Annotated in this window: 21 protein-coding genes; 10 read left to right on the forward strand and 11 right to left on the reverse strand. The window is 46.7% G+C overall.

Going from position 1 to position 18,998, the window contains the following annotated elements; all coding sequences use genetic code 11:
* Positions 1–2: 2 nt before the first annotated feature.
* From AD710_RS05955 to spoIIID, 4 genes are all read right to left on the reverse strand, one after another.
* Positions 3–824 carry a flagellar hook-basal body protein gene (locus tag AD710_RS05955; RefSeq protein ID WP_029575297.1) on the reverse strand — a complete coding sequence of 274 codons (822 nt, stop codon included), beginning with the start codon at positions 822–824 and terminating at the stop codon, positions 3–5.
* A 24-nt stretch (positions 825–848) separates the two neighbouring features.
* A complete protein-coding gene (locus AD710_RS05960) occupies positions 849–1,646 on the reverse strand; it encodes a flagellar hook-basal body complex protein FlhO (RefSeq protein ID WP_047475848.1) in 798 nt (265 codons plus the stop codon).
* A 159-nt stretch (positions 1,647–1,805) separates the two neighbouring features.
* Positions 1,806–2,807 (reverse strand): cell shape-determining protein Mbl, encoded by a 1,002-nt coding sequence (mbl, locus tag AD710_RS05965; RefSeq protein ID WP_016937680.1) that lies wholly within the window; start codon positions 2,805–2,807, stop codon positions 1,806–1,808.
* Between the two features lie 179 nt (positions 2,808–2,986).
* The gene (gene spoIIID, locus AD710_RS05970) at positions 2,987–3,268 is read right to left on the reverse strand and encodes a sporulation transcriptional regulator SpoIIID (RefSeq protein WP_003151236.1); all 282 of its coding nucleotides are present in this window, start codon (positions 3,266–3,268) and stop codon (positions 2,987–2,989) included.
* A 332-nt stretch (positions 3,269–3,600) separates the two neighbouring features.
* Between spoIIID and AD710_RS05975 the strand changes: the two genes are divergently transcribed.
* Both AD710_RS05975 and AD710_RS05980 read left to right on the forward strand, forming a co-directional pair.
* The gene (locus AD710_RS05975) at positions 3,601–4,014 is read left to right on the forward strand and encodes a MarR family winged helix-turn-helix transcriptional regulator (RefSeq protein WP_016937679.1); all 414 of its coding nucleotides are present in this window, start codon (positions 3,601–3,603) and stop codon (positions 4,012–4,014) included.
* A 24-nt stretch (positions 4,015–4,038) separates the two neighbouring features.
* Positions 4,039–5,235, forward strand: coding sequence for an MFS transporter (locus AD710_RS05980; protein ID WP_045926376.1), 1,197 nt, complete (start codon positions 4,039–4,041; stop codon positions 5,233–5,235).
* Positions 5,236–5,270: 35 nt separating this feature from the next.
* Here AD710_RS05980 and AD710_RS05985 read toward each other — a convergent pair whose 3' ends face one another.
* The 3 genes from AD710_RS05985 to AD710_RS05995 form a co-directional block, all read right to left on the reverse strand.
* Positions 5,271–6,725 carry an NCS1 family nucleobase:cation symporter-1 gene (locus tag AD710_RS05985; RefSeq protein WP_045926375.1) on the reverse strand — a complete coding sequence of 485 codons (1,455 nt, stop codon included), beginning with the start codon at positions 6,723–6,725 and terminating at the stop codon, positions 5,271–5,273.
* A gap of 165 nt (positions 6,726–6,890) precedes the next feature.
* Positions 6,891–8,255: an MFS transporter gene (locus tag AD710_RS05990; RefSeq protein WP_045926374.1), complete on the reverse strand. Its 1,365-nt coding sequence runs from the start codon at positions 8,253–8,255 to the stop codon at positions 6,891–6,893.
* Positions 8,252–8,815 (reverse strand): isochorismatase family protein, encoded by a 564-nt coding sequence (locus AD710_RS05995; protein ID WP_049627559.1) that lies wholly within the window; start codon positions 8,813–8,815, stop codon positions 8,252–8,254. Before AD710_RS05995 ends, AD710_RS05990 begins: the two co-directional genes overlap by 4 nt.
* 252 nt (positions 8,816–9,067) lie before the next feature.
* Here AD710_RS05995 and AD710_RS06000 point away from each other — a divergent pair, with 252 nt between their 5' ends.
* Together AD710_RS06000 and AD710_RS06005 are read left to right on the forward strand one after the other, a co-directional pair.
* Positions 9,068–10,279 carry an ammonium transporter gene (locus tag AD710_RS06000; RefSeq protein ID WP_016937674.1) on the forward strand — a complete coding sequence of 404 codons (1,212 nt, stop codon included), beginning with the start codon at positions 9,068–9,070 and terminating at the stop codon, positions 10,277–10,279.
* Between the two features lie 17 nt (positions 10,280–10,296).
* Positions 10,297–10,647, forward strand: coding sequence for a P-II family nitrogen regulator (locus AD710_RS06005; protein ID WP_003151222.1), 351 nt, complete (start codon positions 10,297–10,299; stop codon positions 10,645–10,647).
* Positions 10,648–10,700: 53 nt separating this feature from the next.
* On the opposite strand, the gene ftsW is transcribed toward AD710_RS06005, so the two are convergent.
* The gene (gene ftsW / locus AD710_RS06010) at positions 10,701–11,855 is read right to left on the reverse strand and encodes a putative lipid II flippase FtsW (protein WP_045926372.1); all 1,155 of its coding nucleotides are present in this window, start codon (positions 11,853–11,855) and stop codon (positions 10,701–10,703) included.
* 164 nt (positions 11,856–12,019) lie between these two features.
* On the opposite strand from ftsW, the gene AD710_RS06015 reads away from it, so the two are divergent.
* Positions 12,020–12,595 (forward strand): undecaprenyl-diphosphatase, encoded by a 576-nt coding sequence (locus tag AD710_RS06015; RefSeq protein ID WP_047475852.1) that lies wholly within the window; start codon positions 12,020–12,022, stop codon positions 12,593–12,595.
* 17 nt (positions 12,596–12,612) lie between these two features.
* On the opposite strand, the gene AD710_RS06020 is transcribed toward AD710_RS06015, so the two are convergent.
* Both AD710_RS06020 and AD710_RS06025 read right to left on the reverse strand, forming a co-directional pair.
* The gene (locus AD710_RS06020; protein ID WP_049627560.1) at positions 12,613–13,035 is read right to left on the reverse strand and encodes a VanZ family protein; all 423 of its coding nucleotides are present in this window, start codon (positions 13,033–13,035) and stop codon (positions 12,613–12,615) included.
* 91 nt (positions 13,036–13,126) lie between these two features.
* On the reverse strand, positions 13,127–13,996 hold the full coding sequence (locus AD710_RS06025) for a stage II sporulation protein SpoIIQ (RefSeq protein WP_045926369.1): 870 nt from the start codon (positions 13,994–13,996) through the stop codon (positions 13,127–13,129).
* Between the two features lie 138 nt (positions 13,997–14,134).
* On the opposite strand from AD710_RS06025, the gene AD710_RS06030 reads away from it, so the two are divergent.
* Positions 14,135–14,626, forward strand: coding sequence for a GNAT family N-acetyltransferase (locus tag AD710_RS06030; protein WP_095241277.1), 492 nt, complete (start codon positions 14,135–14,137; stop codon positions 14,624–14,626).
* Positions 14,623–15,075, forward strand: coding sequence for a DUF5362 family protein (locus AD710_RS06035; RefSeq protein WP_049627561.1), 453 nt, complete (start codon positions 14,623–14,625; stop codon positions 15,073–15,075). The genes AD710_RS06030 and AD710_RS06035 overlap by 4 nt, the downstream gene beginning before the upstream one ends.
* A 31-nt stretch (positions 15,076–15,106) precedes the next feature.
* Here AD710_RS06035 and AD710_RS06040 read toward each other — a convergent pair whose 3' ends face one another.
* A complete protein-coding gene (locus tag AD710_RS06040; RefSeq protein WP_016937666.1) occupies positions 15,107–15,544 on the reverse strand; it encodes a DUF5392 family protein in 438 nt (145 codons plus the stop codon).
* A gap of 220 nt (positions 15,545–15,764) precedes the next feature.
* Between AD710_RS06040 and cls the strand changes: the two genes are divergently transcribed.
* The 3 genes from cls (at position 15,765) to xynA (ending at position 18,777) form a co-directional block, all read left to right on the forward strand.
* Positions 15,765–17,213 carry a cardiolipin synthase gene (gene cls, locus AD710_RS06045; protein WP_049627562.1) on the forward strand — a complete coding sequence of 483 codons (1,449 nt, stop codon included), beginning with the start codon at positions 15,765–15,767 and terminating at the stop codon, positions 17,211–17,213.
* Positions 17,214–17,349: 136 nt separating this feature from the next.
* The gene (locus AD710_RS06050; protein WP_045926366.1) at positions 17,350–17,736 is read left to right on the forward strand and encodes a DUF5362 family protein; all 387 of its coding nucleotides are present in this window, start codon (positions 17,350–17,352) and stop codon (positions 17,734–17,736) included.
* Positions 17,737–18,135: 399 nt separating this feature from the next.
* Positions 18,136–18,777 carry an endo-1,4-beta-xylanase XynA gene (xynA, locus tag AD710_RS06055; protein WP_016937663.1) on the forward strand — a complete coding sequence of 214 codons (642 nt, stop codon included), beginning with the start codon at positions 18,136–18,138 and terminating at the stop codon, positions 18,775–18,777.
* Positions 18,778–18,998: the final 221 nt, after the last annotated feature.

Raw genomic sequence — 18,998 nt, forward strand, 5'->3', positions numbered from 1 at the left:
TATTATCTGACTGAGTTGATTAAGCCCAGCATTTGGTCTCCCAATGTAATCGTGCGGCTGTTCAGCTGGTAAGAACGCTGCGACACGATTAAGTCGGTCATTTCCTTAGACATATCGACATTTGAATTTTCAAGCGCCCCCTGCTCCATGCCGATCCCCTGCCGGTTTGCGCCGGTCAGCTCTTCAATCGCTGAAGCTCCCGCACCGTTTACGGAAAACAGATTATCCCCTTCCGCATGAAGCGCCTGAGGATTATTGACATTGACGATGCCAAGATTAAACGTCTGAGAACGGGTCCCTGCCTGGTCTGAAGCTGTCAGGGTTCCGGTTTTGCTGATTTTCAGCTTAGTCAGCGAGCTGTCAATTTGGATGGGCTGACCGTTCTCATCGAGGATGGGATTGCCTCCCGCCGTCATCAGCTGCAGAACCCGGTTATTTCCGCCGGCCGGCTTGAGGGTGAGTGAGCCGTCCCTTGTATACACCCGCCGTCCGTCCGCTTCTGCCTGGAGATATTGATATGGTGATGTGAACGCGATATCAAGGTCACGGTCGGTTTTTTTGATGCTTCCCTGCCCTGAATCCAGCTGCGGCGTCATCATCGCTCCGGCGCCGAGACGCAGGCCGGGCGGTGTTTTCCGCATGTTCGGCGAATTTTCCTTTTTATCATCTATTTGATCATACTGCTGCCTGATCAGCTCGGAAAAGCGGGAGTCCCTCGCTTTATAGCCTGTCGTATCACTGTTTGAAAGGTTGCTGCTGACTGTATCCATCTGCTGCTGAAGCTGGTTTAAGGCTGTTGAAGCCGTCAGCATTGATCTGAGCATCATAATTGAACGTCCCCCATTTTATTACACTTTGCCGATTTCATTTGCGGCTTTATCCATGCTTTTATCGTAAGCCTGAATGACTTTCTGATTGGCTTCAAATGATCTGTATGCTTCCGTCATTTCTGTATACGTGCTTGTCACGTCCACGTTTGAAAGCTCCGAGACGCCTTGTTTTAAGGTATACGAGACTTGGGGATTCGCCGCCGCACTCGGCAGTTCAGAGCCGTCGGCCGTGCTGTATAGGTCATTGCCGTCCCGTTTCAGATTGCGCACGTCTTCTTCCATTCTGATGTCAATCTGTCCCGCCGGCCGGCCGTTTGTTGTGACCGTGCCGTTTTCTGATACGGTGAATTTTTCATTGTCGACTGTAATCGGCTGTCCGTTTGTTGATAAAACAAGATTTCCGTTTATCGTAAGCTGATTGTTTTCATTTAATGAGAAAGTGCTGCTTTTTGAATAGCGGACGCCGCCCGCAGTCTGAACCGGATAAAACAGCTCGGCGTTTTCATTCGTTTCAGCATTCTTGGGAACTTGATTCTCCATAAGCGCGATATCCGTCGGCTGATCGGTCGTTTTCAGGCTGCCCTGCGTGAACAATGGTTTCAGCTCCTGCATATACACGCCTGTGTTGACGGAACCGATTTTCGTTTTTTTGTCGCCTTCTATTCGGCTCAAAAGCATTTCGGGAAAAGCGCGGATTGAACCTTGATCCTCTTTGTACCCTGATGTATTCGCGTTTGCGATATTATTTGACAGCATTTCCGTTCTTCTCTGCTGTGTAATCATTGCGGACGTTGCGGTATATAATCCTTTTAACAAGTCTTCCACCTCTGAAATAGCATGATTTCCAGTTGTCTAACCGGAACATTTGTTCTATAATGAAGATCAGCATTTTTTCTTATTATCGGATTTACATTCCCTTTCGTGAAGGGTTTTACAGAAAAAACCTCATTCTTTTTCAAGAATGAGGTTTTATGATCAGCTCAGTTTGCGTTTTGGAAGCTTGTCCATGTTATCAAGCATGACGCCGGTTCCGACCGCAACACAATCCATCGGATTCTCAGCGACAAGAACAGGCACCTTCAGTTCTTCGGCAAGAAGCTGGTCAAGTCCGTTTAAAAGCGCTCCCCCGCCGGTAATGATGACGCCGCGGTCGATGATATCAGCGGACAATTCAGGCGGTGTTCTTTCAAGAACCTGCTTGGCAGCCTGCACAATGACGGCAACTGATTCACGAAGGGCTTCTTCCACTTCTTTGCTGTTTACTGTAATCGTTCTCGGCAGACCGGAAACCATGTCACGGCCGCGAATGGTGATTTCTTCATGACGTGCGTCTGGGAAAACCGTTGCGACCTTCACCTTAATATCTTCAGCGGTACGCTCACCGATCAGCAGCTTGTACTCGCGTTTGATATAATTTAAGATTTCCATGTCAAACTTGTCCCCAGCCATCTTAATAGAAGAGGAGGTGACAATATCGCCCATAGAAATAACTGCGATATCCGTCGTACCGCCTCCGATGTCAACAACCATGTTACCGCTCGGCTGGAAGATTTCCATACCTGCGCCGATAGCGGCAACTTTCGGTTCTTCTTCAAGGTACACATGCTTTCCGCCGCTTTTTTCTGCGGCTTCTTTAATCGCTTTTTGCTCAACGGACGTAATATTCGTCGGGCAGCAGATCAGCATACGCGGTTTTGAGAAAAGTCCTTTTACATTCAGTTTATTAATGAAGTGTTTCAGCATGGCTTCTGTTACTTCGAAGTCTGCGATTACGCCGTCTTTCAGCGGACGGATCGCAACAATGTTCCCAGGTGTACGTCCAACCATTCGTCTGGCTTCTTCGCCGACCGCCAGCACTTTGCCGCTGTTTTTATCAAGCGCCACAACGGACGGCTCATTCAGAACAATTCCTTTTCCTTTTACATGGATCAGTACATTTGCAGTACCGAGGTCAATTCCAATATCCCTTGCAAACATCTATTTATATCCTCCTTGATATCTGTTTCACAGTAAAATATCCACATTGTGCCCTAATTATATATATTATCATAATTTATCAAAAAAAAGCTGCTGAACGAGATAAGTTCTTGACAAAATTTTGCGGATATTCGCGAAACCGCCCGGAGGAAAAAAAGGGAGCCGGCAGACGTCAGACGCTACGGCTGCTGAACGGGCTCCCCTTCTAGAATTTCATCTTTTTTGTACTTTAATTTTGTCGCCTCTCCTCCTCTTAAATGTCTGATGGATTTATGATAATCGAGTATTTCTTTTACTTCATTCGCCAAGTCAGGATTGATTTCAGGCAGGCGCTCTGTCAGATCTTTGTGTACGGTACTTTTGGAAACACCAAACTCTTTCGCAATGACACGAACGGTTTTTTTCGTCTCCACGATATACTTGCCAATCTTGATTGTTCGCTCTTTGATGTAATCGTGCACACCACTCGACCTCCCCAGTTGGATGTGAGAAGTGTGAAATGAGATCCGTATTCTGTAACAGATTCACTGATGATGCAGCTTCTTTGTTGTCCGATTATATAAGAAGGTTTTTGAAATATGCCCACGATCCCTCACCTCAAACACTCTCTTTGATAGGTTTGTAACAGTGTATTAGCAATGAATTGGGAATATGCTAAAAACTCAATAAGGACAAGGGACGGATCGCAATTTTCTGCTTTTTGAACGGGGGGCTTTACATCCGCGCGATCCTGCTGTAGAATGAAACAGCGCAATTAGTTACTTAGGTAAGTTTTTTGAAAAGGAGAACGGAAATGATCCCCGTCAACAGACGCCTCATTCATCAAATCAATCAATGCGCCCGCCTGATTACGAAGAAAGCCAATGAGCGGCTGGAACCATTCGGCCTGTACTCCTCTCAATGGTCAATCCTATATTGCTTGAAAACGATCGGACCGATGACCCAAAAAGAAATCTGGTCCTATCTGAATGTGGAGGCGCCGACCGTTACCAGAACGATCAAACGCCTTGAAGAAAACGGCTGGATTCAGCGGGAACAGGGAGAAGACAAGCGGGAAAAGCTCGTCGTCTTGACGAAGGAAGCTGAATTGAAATACGACTGCATCAATCAAGAGATGCTGAAGTTCGAGGAAGACATGCTTGCGGATTTCCAAGATGGAGATAAGGAAGCTTTTTCTGAGTTTCTGAATGTGTTTTTAACGAAATAAAAAAGAAAGGGAAGTGCTGTACTTTTGAGTAAATCTGACTCGATCTGGACCAAAGATTTTATTATGGTCGTACTCGTGAATTTATTTGTCTTTGTGTTCTTTTATACATTTTTGGCCGTGCTGCCTATTTATATGATTCAGGAGCTTGGCGGCAGTGAATCGCAAGGAGGGCTTTTGATCAGCCTGTTCCTGTTATCTGCTATTATTACCCGTCCTTTTTCAGGGTCGATTATTGAACGGTTCGGCAAGAAAAGAATGACGATTGTATCTCTGGCGCTGTTCGCCCTGTCTTCTTATCTGTATTTGCCGATACACAATTTCTATCTGCTGCTCGGACTGCGTTTTTTCCAAGGCATCTGGTTCAGCATTTTAACGACGGTCACGGGTGCAATTGCCGCTGACCTTATTCCCGCCAAGCGGCGCGGCGAGGGACTCGGCTATTTCGCGATGTCTATGAACCTTGCCATGGCGATCGGTCCGTTTCTCGGACTGAGCCTTGTGAAAGTCATTTCATTCCCGGTTTTCTTTACGATTTTCGCCGTGTTTGTTTCTTTAGGCTTGTTAATTGCTTTCATGATTCGCGTGCCGGATCAAAACAACAGCGGAACGACTGTCTTCCGTTTTTCTTTCTCCGACATGTTTGAAAAAGGCGCGCTTAAAATCGCGATTGTCGGGTTGTCCATTTCTTTCTGTTATTCAAGTGTGACTTCATATTTATCTGTTTATGCAAAGACGATCCATCTGTTGGATGTCAGCGGCTATTTCTTCGTCTGTTTCGCCGTGACGATGATGGCAGCCCGTCCTTTCACAGGAAAGCTGTTTGACAAAATCGGACCGGGAATCGTCATCTACCCGTCGATTATCGTGTTTTCCGCAGGGCTTTGCATGCTGGCAATGACAAACAGCGCCCTCATGCTTCTCTTATCAGGCGCCGTCATCGGTCTCGGCTACGGCTCTATCGTACCGTGTATGCAGACTTTGGCGATTCAGAACTCGCCCGGACACCGTTCAGGCTTCGCAACGGCTACCTTCTTCACTTTCTTTGACAGCGGGATTGCCGGCGGGTCCTATGTATTCGGCCTCTTCGTCGCTTCGGCCGGATTCCATTCGATTTATCTGGCAGCGGGGCTGTTCGTCCTGATTGCTTTACTTCTGTATGGCTGGAGCCAGAAAAAAAGAACGCCGCTTGAAGCGGACGGAAACGTTTCAATCGCAGACTGATATGACAAAAAGCCGGGGGCAGCCCCCGGCTTTTTTTATTCTGCCGCTCTTTCCCGCACCATTTGTCCCGCCGCTTTCGCATAAGGCGGATGGAAATACATAAGCGCCGTATAACCGAGACATGACACAATCACACCCGCAAACCAGGAAATATCGTAGATGCCGGCGAACGCCGGGACGTACATCCCGATTAAGGAAATAAACGCGCCGAGAAAGGTCGCGGCAAAAGCCCGGTAATTATAGCCTTTGTAATAAGTGTACTGTCCGTTTTCCGAATAAAGGTCTTCAACTGAAAGCTGTCTTTTTCTGATGAGAAAATAATCAGCCATCATCACCCCGGCTACCGGTCCGAGCATCCCGCCGATGAGTCCGAGAAACGCATATACATTCGTGGCGCTCTCCATCAGCTTCCACGGTATTGTGAACAGGGCCAGAACGGCGGTCAAATACCCTCCCCTTCTGAACGTAATATATTTAGGCAGGGCATTCGCCAAGTCATAGGCCGGTGACACGATGTTTGCCGCCACATTGACCGAGACGGCGGCGATGCAGAGTGTGATGACCGAAAGAGCGATAACGAAAGGATTATCAAACCGGGCCAAAATCTCCACCACATCCCAAATTGGTTTCCCGAATGCAACCTGTGATCCGGATGTCACTGTAATGCTTGCAAACGCAAACAGGGCAAACGTTCCCGGCAGGCCGTAAAACTGGCCGCGGATCTGTTCTTTTTGCGACGCGGCGAACCGGGTGAAGTCAGGAATATTCAGAATCAATGTCGCCCATATTCCGATAATGCCCGTTACTCCCGCCGCAAACGGCCAAAACGTTTCAGAAAAGGTATGAAATTTTCCTGGCTGCGAGTAAATCGGACCGAGCCCGCCGGCAATATCTATCGCCCACCAGACCATGCCGCCGAATACGAGATAAACAAGCGGACCCGCCCACACTTCAAATTTTTTGATCGATTCCATGCCGTGCCTCAGCACAAGCAGATGAATGCCCCAAAAGAAAATAAACGACAGAAAGCCCGGCAGATGAAGCCCGAATATATTCCAATCTCCGCCGAGGCTTCCCCAGCCCGGCCATATGTTCAGCAGCAGAATGTTTAAAGCCGTGCTTCCGGCAAATGTTTGAATTCCGAGCCACATAATGGCCGTAAACGCCCGGAGAAGCGCCGGAATGTTTGCGCCGTATATTCCGTAAGAAGCCCTGATGATGACCGGAAAGGGAAGCCCGTATTTCGTTCCGGCATGTCCGTTTAAGGCGAGAGCGGCGAATAAAATGAGTGATGCTGTCACGATAATGGCGAGCACCTGCCATGGAGAAAGGCCGATCGCAATGAGCCCGCCTACAGTCGCATAGGTCGGGATGTTATGAATGCAGCCCATCCAGATAGATGCAAAATTCACCGCTTTCCATGTCCGTTCTCCTTCTTCTAAAGGCAGTAAATCTTTGTTGCTGAGCCGATCATTCGTTGGTTTTTTCATCTTCACCCTCCTGTATGTACGGTTTCCTCACATACCATGTTAAAGAATATAACTGAAAATTCCGTAAATAACATTGGGCGCTATCGACAATTTTCGTTTTGATTTTTGAGCACATTGCACATAAAAAAAGAGACGGGAAGTACCCGTCTCTTTTTGATGCGGCTGTTAAGAGGCCTTTTTGAGAAGAACCGAAAACCGGAACGCCATCAAAAGGCTTACGGCGCCGACAATGATAAGAATCGTGCCGAGCATATGAAAATGGCCGGCGGTTATTTCTTTCCCGAAAAGAATGCCCAAAATGACGGAAGATAAAATCGAACCGAGATACCGGCAGGTCTGAAACAGGCCGGACGTTGTTCCGACCATGTCTGCTGGACTTGTTTTCAGCATGGCCGCCTGAAACGTCACATTGCCGAAGCCGTAACCGACACCCAGCACGGACAGAATCAGCCCCTTTCCTATCATAGGCGCCTGAAGGAAAAAGAACGTTAACAGAACAGCCCCGATCGCGGTCAGGCAGGTTCCGGCAACAATCGGCTGAAGAACCCCTTTCTTATCTATCCATTTTCCGGTCAAAGGCGACACCAGAATGCTCATGCCTGACATAAACAGCATAATCATTCCGCTTGTCTGGACGGACAAATGCATTTCATCCTGAAAATAGCTCGGAAGTCCGAAAAAGATGCAGTAAAAGAATATATTCAGCAGAATAAATTGAATATACACCGACGATAGTTTCCGATGCGTTTTAAACAGCCTGACATCAATAAACGGCTTCTCCGTTTTCAGCTCGCGCCAGATAAACAGCCCGACAAACAAAAGCCCGAATACGCCTTCTGTATAGTGAGGCTTCGTACTGAAGGACAACAAAAATGACAAAAGCAGAATAATCGCCCCGGCAAACAGGAGTATCCCGATCGTATCAAGCTGGCGGAGCACGGCTTTCAAGCCGCCGATCTCGCGCTTTTCATCTTTCGGAAACATATACATCCCGAGAAAAAAGCTGAGAATGATAAACGGCAGATTGACGAAAAAGATCGCGGGCCACCCTCCCCAAACGATCAGAAAACCGCCGAGCGTCGGACCGAGCGCCGTCATAGCTGATGCAAAGATCGACAGGACGGCAAGCGCCGACGCCTGCTTCTCCTGTATATTCGAACGGATCAACCCGACGCCGGACGGATATATCGCGCTGCTTCCGATCGATTGAAACAGTCTCATCATTAACAACGTCATGAAAGTCGGCGCAAACGGCGCGCCGACGGCCGAGACGGCAACAAGCAGAAGCCCGATCAAAAACAGCTTCTTCCTGCCGAGCATATCACCGAGCTTTCCGGTAACAGGCTGCGCCACCGCACTGGCCAGATAAAAGGACGATATCAGCCAGGACACCGTTGTAAACGACAGGTGAAATTCATGCTGAATACTGTGAAGCGCAAGAGAAATCATCGACGAGTTCAATGGGTTCAGCATCGTCCCCGAAGCCACGGCTGTCAAAAACAGAACGCGGCTTTTTTTGGAGATTGTCATTTTGTCTGTGCGATAAATTCTTCCGTCGTCCGGCTTCTGCCGATTTTCGGGAAGATAAACTTGAGTGTCGCTTCATGCTGTTCATCGCTGAACGTCGCCATCGCGTCAGTCACGAAAACCTGCTGATACCCGAGCTGAAAAGCTTCCCGCGCCGTGCTTTCCACACCGATGTTTGTCGCAATCCCGCATAATACAATCGTGTCGATTCCCCGTCTTCTGAGCTGAAGATCCAGATCCGTGCCGAAAAACGCGCCCCACTGCCGTTTTGTCACCGTATAATCATCTTCTTTCACTCCGATTTCAGGCACAAATTCAGCCCAATCCGCCGCCGGAGCCGAATGGCCCGCCGCCCCTTCATCCGTCAGCGGCTTCAGCGCATCAGCCCCGTCATGAAAATCAACGTTCACAAAGCTGATAAAACCGCCTTTTTCCCGAAACACATCAATTAATTTTTTCGCGTTTGGCACAACGGCCCCGCTTTTATCCATCGGCACAATGCCTTTTTGTAAATCAATAAGGACCAAAGCCGTTTTTTCAAATTGCAGATTCAAAGTTGTCATATTCAATTCCTCCTGATGCAGTTAGTGTTTCTCACCCCGATTATTTTACTCTTTCCCGGACAGGATTTCTTCTTCCGTGCTCCGATGCTCTTTTTATGGATATAAAGTCACATGACGTTCATTTGAAAAGCGACATGATGAACGCAAAAAACCATGTCAGATAACCTTACACGAAAATGTTTTATCATTCTTTTTTCTCTATAATAATGAATTAATCACAATTACATTCTGAATGAGACGGAGGAATACAACATGCAGATGGGCGATACAGTATTTATGTTCTTTTGCGCTTTACTCGTGTGGCTGATGACCCCCGGGCTGGCTTTATTTTACGGCGGAATGGTAAAAAGCAAAAATGTACTCAGCACGGCGATGCACAGTTTTTCTTCCATTGCCATCGTATCCGTCGTTTGGGTTTTGTACGGATATTCACTTGCTTTTGCTCCCGGCAATACATGGCTTGGCGGCATTGAATGGGCGGGGCTGAAGGGAATCGGTTTTGACCCCGGAAGCTACAGTGATACGATCCCGCATTCATTGTTCATGATGTTCCAAATGACATTTGCAGTCCTGACGACGGCGATTATTTCCGGAGCATTCGCTGAACGCATGAGATTCAGTGCTTTTCTTTTATTTTCCTTTTTGTGGGTTTCCCTCGTATATACACCTGTTGCGCACTGGGTATGGGGCGGCGGCTGGATCGGCCAAATGGGCGCCCTTGATTTCGCGGGCGGAAATGTTGTTCACATCTCTTCCGGAGTTGCCGGACTCGTTCTGGCGATTGTCCTCGGGAAACGCAAGGACGGCACGGCGGCTTCTCCTCACAACTTAATTTATACGTTCTTGGGCGGGGCGCTCATTTGGTTCGGATGGTTCGGCTTCAATGTCGGCAGCGCTCTGACGCTTGACAGTATCGCGATGTTTGCTTTCATTAATACAAACACCGCAGCTGCGGCCGGAATTATCGGCTGGATTTTAATCGAATGGATGCTGAACAAGAAACCGACTATGCTGGGCGCTGTATCAGGCGCTATCGCCGGACTTGTCGCCATTACGCCGGCTGCCGGGTTCGTTACGCCGTTTTCTTCTATCGTGATCGGTTTTATCGGCGGGCTTGTCTGCTTTTGGGGCGTGTATTGGCTCAAAAAGACTTTCGGATACGATGATGCGCTTGACGCTTTCGGCCTGCACGGAATCGGCGGGACATGGGGCGGCATCGCGACCGGTTTATTCGCCACCACTTCCGTCAATGACGGCGGGGCAAATGGGCTGTTTTACGGCGATCCGGGACTGCTTTGGAAACAGATTGCGGCCATTGCGGCAACCTATGTATTTGTATTTATTGTCACTTTCGTTATCATTAAAATTGTAGGTCTGTTCATTCCCCTCCGCGCCAGTGAAGAAGAAGAATCACTCGGGCTTGATTTAACGATGCATGGGGAAAAGGCATATCAGGACTTATAAAGTGAGGAGTGACTTAGATGAGCGGTCAAATGTTCAAGGTAGAAATCGTTACGCGTCCGGCTAAGTTTGAAACATTGAAGCAGGAACTCGGTAAAATCGGAGTCACATCGCTGACTTTCTCCAACGTACACGGCTGCGGCCTTCAAAAAGCCCACACCGAACTGTACCGCGGAGTCAAAATTGAAAGCAATGTGTATGAACGGCTGAAAGTGGAAATCGTTGTCAGCAAGGTCCCCGTTGATCAAGTGGTGGAAACGGCGAAAAAAGTGCTGAAAACGGGAGAGCCCGGCGACGGCAAAATATTTGTCTATGAAATCGGAAACACGATTAATATCCGCACCGGAGAAGAAGGACCAGGAGCTTTATAAACATACAGAACGCCCGGAGACAGCATGTCCCGGGCGTTTTTTTTCGGGCTTCATTAAAAAGAAGAAGCCTTTTTTTCATGCGGGACAGGCCGCTTATGCCGTACGGTTTGTTTTTTTGAATATGTACTGATATTGACCAGTATGCCGCACAAAAACAGTGTCATAATCAATGAAGAACCGCCGTAGCTGATAAACGGAAGCGGCACACCCGTAACCGGGAGGAGTCCGCTCATCGCTCCCAAATTCAATACAACCTGAAACATCAATTGGAACGTAATTCCGATGGCGAGAAGCTTCCCGAACGGATCATCAGCACGCATGGCTGTTTTTACGCCGAGAAGCATTAACGCGAAATATAATCCCAAAACGATCAGAACACCGAATATCCCCAGTTCTTCGCTGATCACAGCCATAATGAAGTCAGTATGCGCCTCAGGCAGGTAATTCATTTTTTCAACACTGTTCCCAAGTCCTCTTCCGAAAAATCCGCCTCCGGAAATGGCGAAATAAGATTGAATCAGCTGATAGCCATCCCCGTTCGCGTCACCAAACGGATTGGTAAAGGAAACAAGCCGCTTCACACGATAGGAAGCAGAAAATGCGAGATAAACGACTCCCGACACCGCCGTTGCGCCGAGCACAAGCAAATGGCGCTTTTTCAAGCCGGCACATAATAAAATTGACCCGCACGCCGCCAGAATTAAGGAAGCCGTTCCTAAATCAGGCTCCGCCAATGTCAGCAGAAAAGCGGTTCCCAAAATGACTAAAGGCGGCAGAACCCCCTTCACAAATTGATGAATGTACGGCTGCTTTTTCGTGTAAATCGCAGCGAAATACAAAATCATCGCGATCTTCGCCAATTCAGACGGCTGTATGACAAGCGGCCCCGCTCCCAGCCATCTGCGGGAAAAATTCCGCTCCAGCCCGATTCCCGGTATCAATACGAGCAGCAGCAACACCAGTGATCCGACCACAAACAGCGGTACAAGCCGGGCATAGCGCTTATACGGCAGACAGGCTGCAAATAAAAATAAGCATATTCCGATCAGCAAAGAGGTTCTCTGTTTATGGAAGAAATAGGATGGATCTCCGTATCGCTGAGACCCCATCACATCACTGGCGCTGTACACCATTAACAAACCGAATCCGCAAAGCAGCATGATGACAAACACAAGCGGCAGATCGGCGTTTTTCAAACGTTTCAGCAACGGACAAAACTCCTTCGGCTATTCTTTTCCCTCATACTTGACGCACAGTAATACAGTCACGTTTCATTCTGTTTACTTTTTTATAATTATTTTTAATACCAATTGTGTCTCATAGAAAAAAGCATTACACTGTTCATATAAAATAAAGATAAAAGGTGATATTTGTGAATTACGAACTGTTTAAAGCGATCAATGGTTTGTCGCACCATAGTGCCATTCTCGACTCTATCATGGTATTTATAACGGAATACGCCCTTTACGCCTACGCCCTTTTCCTGCTTGCCATGTGGCTGTTTGGAAACACAAAAGGCAGACAAAACGCTCTGTACGCAGGCTTTACCGGTATTGCAGCGCTTATCGTCAACTACATCATCACAAAAATCTATATCGAGCCGCGCCCCTTTGTCGATCATACGGTTCATACGCTGATCCCTCATGCCGCGGATGCTTCTTTTCCGAGTGACCATACGACAGGCGCTTTGGCCATTTCAATTGCGATTCTGTTCCGCAACAAAAAACTCGGCTGGCCGCTGGTGATTTTCGGCCTTTTGACCGGCTTCTCAAGAATTTGGGTCGGCCACCATTATCCGATTGATGTACTCGGAAGCATTATCGTTTCCCTCGTTGTCGGATTCCTGCTGTTCAGATTTTCAAATGTGCTTCGTCCGATTGTCGACCTGATCGTGCGAATCTACGAAAGTATCGTTCATAAAAACAAATCGACAAACCATCATATATAAAAAAAAGCCGGCGTCTTTCACAGACTGCCGGTTTTTGTATGTTTGGCGGTATGTTTTTTCCTTTGTAAAACACAGAATACAGCAATGCCGAGACTGTCAATCAGCACATCACGGAGACAGCCGTTTCTGCCGAAAAAGAGCTGGACGATTTCTGTCAGGAAGGCGGCGGCCAATGCATAGAGCACCGCCCTCTTCATGCGTCTGCGCTCCCTGAAAAACAAACAGGTGAGCACAAAAAAGGAAAACGCGTGCCCGAGCTTTTGAATCACCGCTTCAGGTACGGTGAGCTCCGCCATATCGAACACAAAGAAACCGGATGCATCCGGATGGGGCGTGAAACGGAAGGCCATCGTCTGCGTCACAATCATATCGTGAAAGCTTTCAGTCAAAGCAGAAATGAAAATAAAGACGAGCCATCCCGCCGCCAGACATTTATTCATTCAGCATCTCCCTCGTTTTCTATTAGTATAAAGGCATATGAGACAAAATGAAAAGCGCCTATCAGAGCTGATAGGCGCTTAGGGATCACAGTTACTTGCCTGAATCTTTCATTGAACCGTCATCTTTACCATCTGTCTTGTCTTTTGTGCCGTCTTCTTTACCGCCGGGTTTTTCCTCGGTTTCTTGTTTAGGCGTCACATCTTTTTTCTCGGAAGACTGCTGAATAGCCCCTTCCGTTTCTTCTGTTACAGCGTTTTTCTCTTCAGCTGCCGCTTTTTCAATAGATGTTACCGGTTTGTCCATAAAGTTCAGCGGATTCATTGCTACGCCGTCTTTGCGGATTTCAAAGTGCACGTGATTTCCGCTTTCTTCACTGTAAAGGTTTTTTCCTGATTTTCCGATAACCTGGTTCTGCTTCACTTTGTCGCCCTGATCGACGCTGACTTCAGATAGAGACTGATAGACAGTAGACAGGCCGTCTGAGTGTTCAATTTCAACCACATATCCCAGTACCGGATCTTTAGCAGCTTTCACAACCGTACCGCTCAGAGAAGCGGAAACGTCAAATGATTTTCCGTCTTTCTCAGCTAAGTCAATTCCTTTACTTAGGCTGTACGTGTTATTATAGTTAACAAGTGCTGCTTCTTTCTCTTTTTTTGCGGCATTCGTTTCATAAAACTTTTTCACAACAGAAACATTTTCAGAATGAGCAGCCGGCATTGCGACGTTTTCCATTGACTTTCCTACTTCGACGGCATCGTCTTTGCCGCTGTCATACGCGGAGTTTCCGCCGTTATTCGTCAGATTGTCCTTCACATCATTTGAAACGGATTGATACCAAAGGACAGCTGTTAAAATGACGGCCGCACTGACTAAGTAAATTGCAGGGAATATCCAGCGTTTGCGAAAGAACCGCTGAAGTTTTTTGACTTGAGAAGTTTTCTTTTCTTCCTCTCTCATTTGTTCATCACCTCAGCAACATTCTGAACACTTTTCTGAAAATATATACACATCATAAAAAAACTTTTTTGGAAGTAGTATGTGCAGATTGCTCATAATTATGTAATGAAATGTGAAGGGAGATCCCGGAATATGAATTTGACCCTGCGCAAAGCCGTATTGGAAGATTTAGATGCGGTTGTGGCTATATACAACTCGACGATCGCCTCACGGATGGTAACGGCTGATACGGAAGAAGTGACGCCCGAAGACCGGATGGATTGGTTTTTGCGGCACACGGACAGGCGCCCGCTGATGGTCGCGGAAGATGAAAACGGAAAAGTGGCGGCCTGGATCAGCTTCGAAACGTTTTACGGCCGTCCGGCCTATGACAAAACGGCGGAGATCAGTATTTATCTGCATCAGGATTGCAGGGGCAAAGGAGCGGGAAGCTTTCTGCTGAAAGAAGCCCTTGAGATGGCTCCGAAAATCGGCATCCGTAATCTGATGGCTTTTATCTTCGGCCATAATGTGCCGAGCATTAAGCTGTTTGAAAAATTCGGTTTTACCGAATGGGGCGTATTCCCGGGTATCGCCGAAATGGACGGAAAACGATATGACTTGAACATTTTAGGGAGAGAACTGTCATGATCAGCATCGATAAAGAAGAAAAAGACGGTAACCAGCCGCTCAATAAAAAAGCCCGTTCCCTTGCTGACATAGCCAAGTGGGGAAAAATCACCGCCGTGTTTCTTATCATTACGGGCTCTCTTTCCGCCCTGTCAGCCATTGTGACGCTGCTCGGAGCCATACCGGGTGTTTTGCTCATCATTTCCGGCGTCATGCTGATGCGCTCGGCAAAAGCCGCAGCCGCCCTTCAGGAAGAATCAGAAGAAAACGCGGAAGAAAATATGCTCGAACATTACGCATCCTTTATCAAAATGCAGTTTTTTTACGCAGTATCGAGTGTGGCATTGGGCATTATCGCTTTTATTTTATTCGTCATTTTCGCTGTCATCGGAATTGTGGCTTACCACAGCACTGATACGTATGACGCGCCTGATTCATATTACTATGAGAACAACCCTGTGTTTGAATGACAAAAAGAGCTGATCGCGCGTCAGCTCTTTTTTAATACAGCATTTCTTTTTTCCGGTCTTCTTCTGTTAAGAATTCAATAAAGCTTTTCATCGCAGACGGCTCCTCCGCTACCAATCGGGTATAGGCGCTTTTCCGTTCCTCGGACAGAATATTGCTTTTTCTGATTCTGTTCAGCATATACAGGCGGATCGTTTTTTGCACCTGTTTCCGCTGGTAGCCGGCTTCCTTGAAAAACGCAAGACCCAGAGCCGCAAGGAGTGCAAAAATGCCGGCCGACACGAGGGCTCCTCTCCCGGAAGGGGCCTGAATCAAAAGCGATGCCAGATGAAACAGACTAAAAGCGGCGAGCGGGAAAGCGAGAAAACGGTAAATGATGCTTTTTTTCATCAGCGGTGCGATAGCGATTTGTATTTTCTGAATTTCTTTTTTTATGAATCCCGGCAATTGTTCCGCATGTTCCAGCTTCATACCCTCTCCCCTTTGCTGTCATTTTTGTCTTCTTTTTCATATATGCTTATTCTACCGCACCCGGAACTTTCTTTGAAAGAAAACTGCATCCATCTTTGATTCCGGCTCTTTATTCTTTTAAAATGTCAATGTTATAATTTGAAATGGGAATCAGATTGCTGCACTTGTCGGAATACTAATGGGCACAGTCTTGATAAATATGATATAGCGGGGTTGCAAAGTGAGCATTTCATTTATTTTATTCGGATTTTTTTTCGTTTTAAATATACTTTTGGCCGTCATCATGATTTTCAAAGAAAGACGCGACGCCAGCGCTTCATGGGCTTGGCTCTTGGTTCTTTTTTTTATTCCCATTTTAGGGTTTATTTTATACCTGTTATTCGGCCATAACCTGAGACGCAAGCACCTGTTTCAATGGGAAGACCGTAAAAAGATCGGGATTGAAAAGCTGCTGAAGTCTCAGCTGAAAGATCTGAAGTCGAGGCAATTCCAATTTAACAACAGGGCGACCGTGGATAATAAAGATCTCATCTATATGCTTGTCATGAACAACCACGCGGTTTTTACAGAGGATAATTCGGTTGAGATTTTAACGGACGGGCGCGATAAGTTCAAACGTTTAATGCAGGACATTTCCAACGCAAAAGATCACATTCACCTTCAATACTATATTTATAAAGGTGATGAGCTGGGAAAAAAATTGCGTGACGCCTTAGTGAAAAAAGCACGGGAAGGCGTAAAGGTCAGAGTGTTATATGATGAACTCGGTTCACGATCACTCAGAAAAAAATTCTTCAAACCGCTTCGGGACGCCGGCGGCCATGTGGAAGTCTTCTTTCCTTCCAGGCTTCGGCCGATTAATTTGCGGCTCAATTATCGGAATCACCGCAAGCTCGTGATTATTGACGGCGAAACCGGCTATGTCGGCGGCTTTAACGTCGGAGATGAATATCTCGGCCTGAATCCGAAATTCGGCTATTGGCGGGATACGCACCTCAGGCTTCAAGGTACGGCGGTACATGCCATTCAGACACGGTTTATCCTCGATTGGAACCAAGCCTCCCATCACCATACGCTCACTTACGTTCCGAATCATTTTCCGGAATGCAAGCCGAAGGGCAATGTCGGGATGCAGATTGTCACAAGCGGACCGGATTCAGAATGGGAACAAATAAAAAACGGCTATATCAAGATGATCTCAACGGCCAAACGGTCGATCCTGATTCAGACGCCTTACTTTATTCCTGACTCCAGTCTTCTAGACGCCCTCAGGATCGCCTGTCTGTCAGGCATCGACGTCAAAATCATGATCCCGAACAAACCGGATCACGCTTTCGTTTACTGGGCGACTTTATCTTACATAGGCGATCTTTTGAAAGCCGGGGCCTCGGTCTACATTTACGATAACGGCTTTATTCATGCGAAAACGATTGTCGTCGATGATGAGACGGCTTCTGTCGGTACCGCGAATATCGACGTCAGAAGCTTCAGGCTTAATTTTGAAGTCAACGCCTTTATTTATGACGTCACCATCGCGAAAAAGCTCATTTCCTCATTTAAAGAAGATCTGCTCGTCTCCAGAAAATATACGTATGAAGAATATCAGGAGCGTTCGCTGTGGATCCGCATTAAAGAATCGGTTTCAAGGCTTCTGTCGCCGATTTTGTAATTCCCGGGTGCCTCCCGGGAATTTTATCATATAGAAACGGATACACGGCAGGAAAAAACACATTTTATATTCAAAAGAATGACCGAATAGTGTATAAATGAAAAGTGAGTATTTTTTTGTAAAGGAGTGCCATGTTTTGAAACCTGAATCAGTGAACCGTTCGCTTATTTCTATTTCGAAATGGGGAAAAGCGACAGGTATTTTATTCATTATTATGGGCGCATTTGCGGCGCTGGGGGGTGCGTTTTTCTTCTTAATCGGAGCCATTCCCGGCGTTTTGCAGATTATTGCCGGCATTTTTCTGATGCGCTCGGCAAAAGAAGCGGGACAGATGGCGGAACAGTTCAATGAACTGACAGAGGAACATATGCTGGAGAATTACGCAAAATTCGTGAAAATGCAGGGGATCTACCTCATTGTAACGATCGGCCTGTCCGTTCTCGGCATCATTCTCTTCATTGTCCTCATGACATTCGGCATTGTTGACGGTATGTTTGATAACATTGATGCAAATACATATTAAAAATCCCGGCGCGTGAGCCCGGGATTTTTTCTTATCCGGCTTGCAGCTCCATTATTGCCCTTTAACGAGGCTGGCCATTCCTCTGCAGGTATCGGCGATTAAATCCCCTCTTATATCGAATACAAAGTAAAACATGACAGATGACTCCGTCAGATTCAGAAACAAGAATTGTGATTCTGCGCAAAAAGAATAAGGCTATGGCGGAACAGGACCGCCCATAATGTATTTTTTGGGCCTTTGTAATTAAATTACAAATACTCATAATCTTCACTTATGCATTCGTGATATGATATTGAAGGGAGCGGTCAAAAGCTTTGGCGTTAGTCTTTAAGAAAGTTTTAAATATATACGGGTGCTGCCTCACGTCAAAGTCAGAAAAAATATTATAGGAGGTCACATATGTTTAAATTTAAAAAGAAGTTCTTAGTTGGATTAACGACAGCTTTAATGGGTATTAGCTTGTTTTCGTCAACCGCGTCTGCAGCCGGCACAGACTACTGGCAAAATTGGACTGATGGAGGCGGAATCGTAAACGCTGTCAATGGGTCTGGCGGGAATTACAGTGTTAATTGGTCCAATACCGGAAATTTCGTTGTTGGTAAAGGCTGGACGACAGGTTCCCCATTCAGAACCATAAACTATAATGCCGGAGTTTGGGCGCCGAATGGCAATGGATATTTGACTTTATATGGCTGGACGAGATCACCTCTCATCGAATATTATGTAGTGGATTCATGGGGTACTTACAGACCTACCGGAGCGTATAAAGGTACTGTAAAAAGTGATGGAGGTACATATGACATCTATACAACGACACGTTATAACGCACCTTCCATTGATGGCGATAACACTACTTTTACGCAGTACTGGAGTGTCCGTCAGACAAAGAGACCAACTGGAAGCAACGCTACAATCACTTTCAGCAATCATGTTAACGCATGGAAGAGTCATGGAATGAATCTGGGCAGTAATTGGTCTTACCAAGTCTTAGCGACAGAGGGATACCAAAGCAGCGGGAGTTCTAACGTAACAGTGTGGTAACACATTATCTTTAATCAGGGGCAGCTAACGGGCTGCTGATCGTTCCTTGAGAAATTTTAAAATCATTATGATTGTGAGTGCTAAGAGGCGACGGTCTTTTAGTTGGACTCCCAATATGGAGCCAAAACCGCAGCCTCTTGATCTTTTACGTTTGATACATGTCTCCGATGGCTGTCATTTCATGCCTGCGTTCCTTCGCTTCTATCATAAAGGCTCTTCCC

This window comes from Bacillus sp. JFL15 (assembly GCF_001184225.1).
Classification (GTDB): domain Bacteria; phylum Bacillota; class Bacilli; order Bacillales; family Bacillaceae; genus Bacillus; species Bacillus siamensis.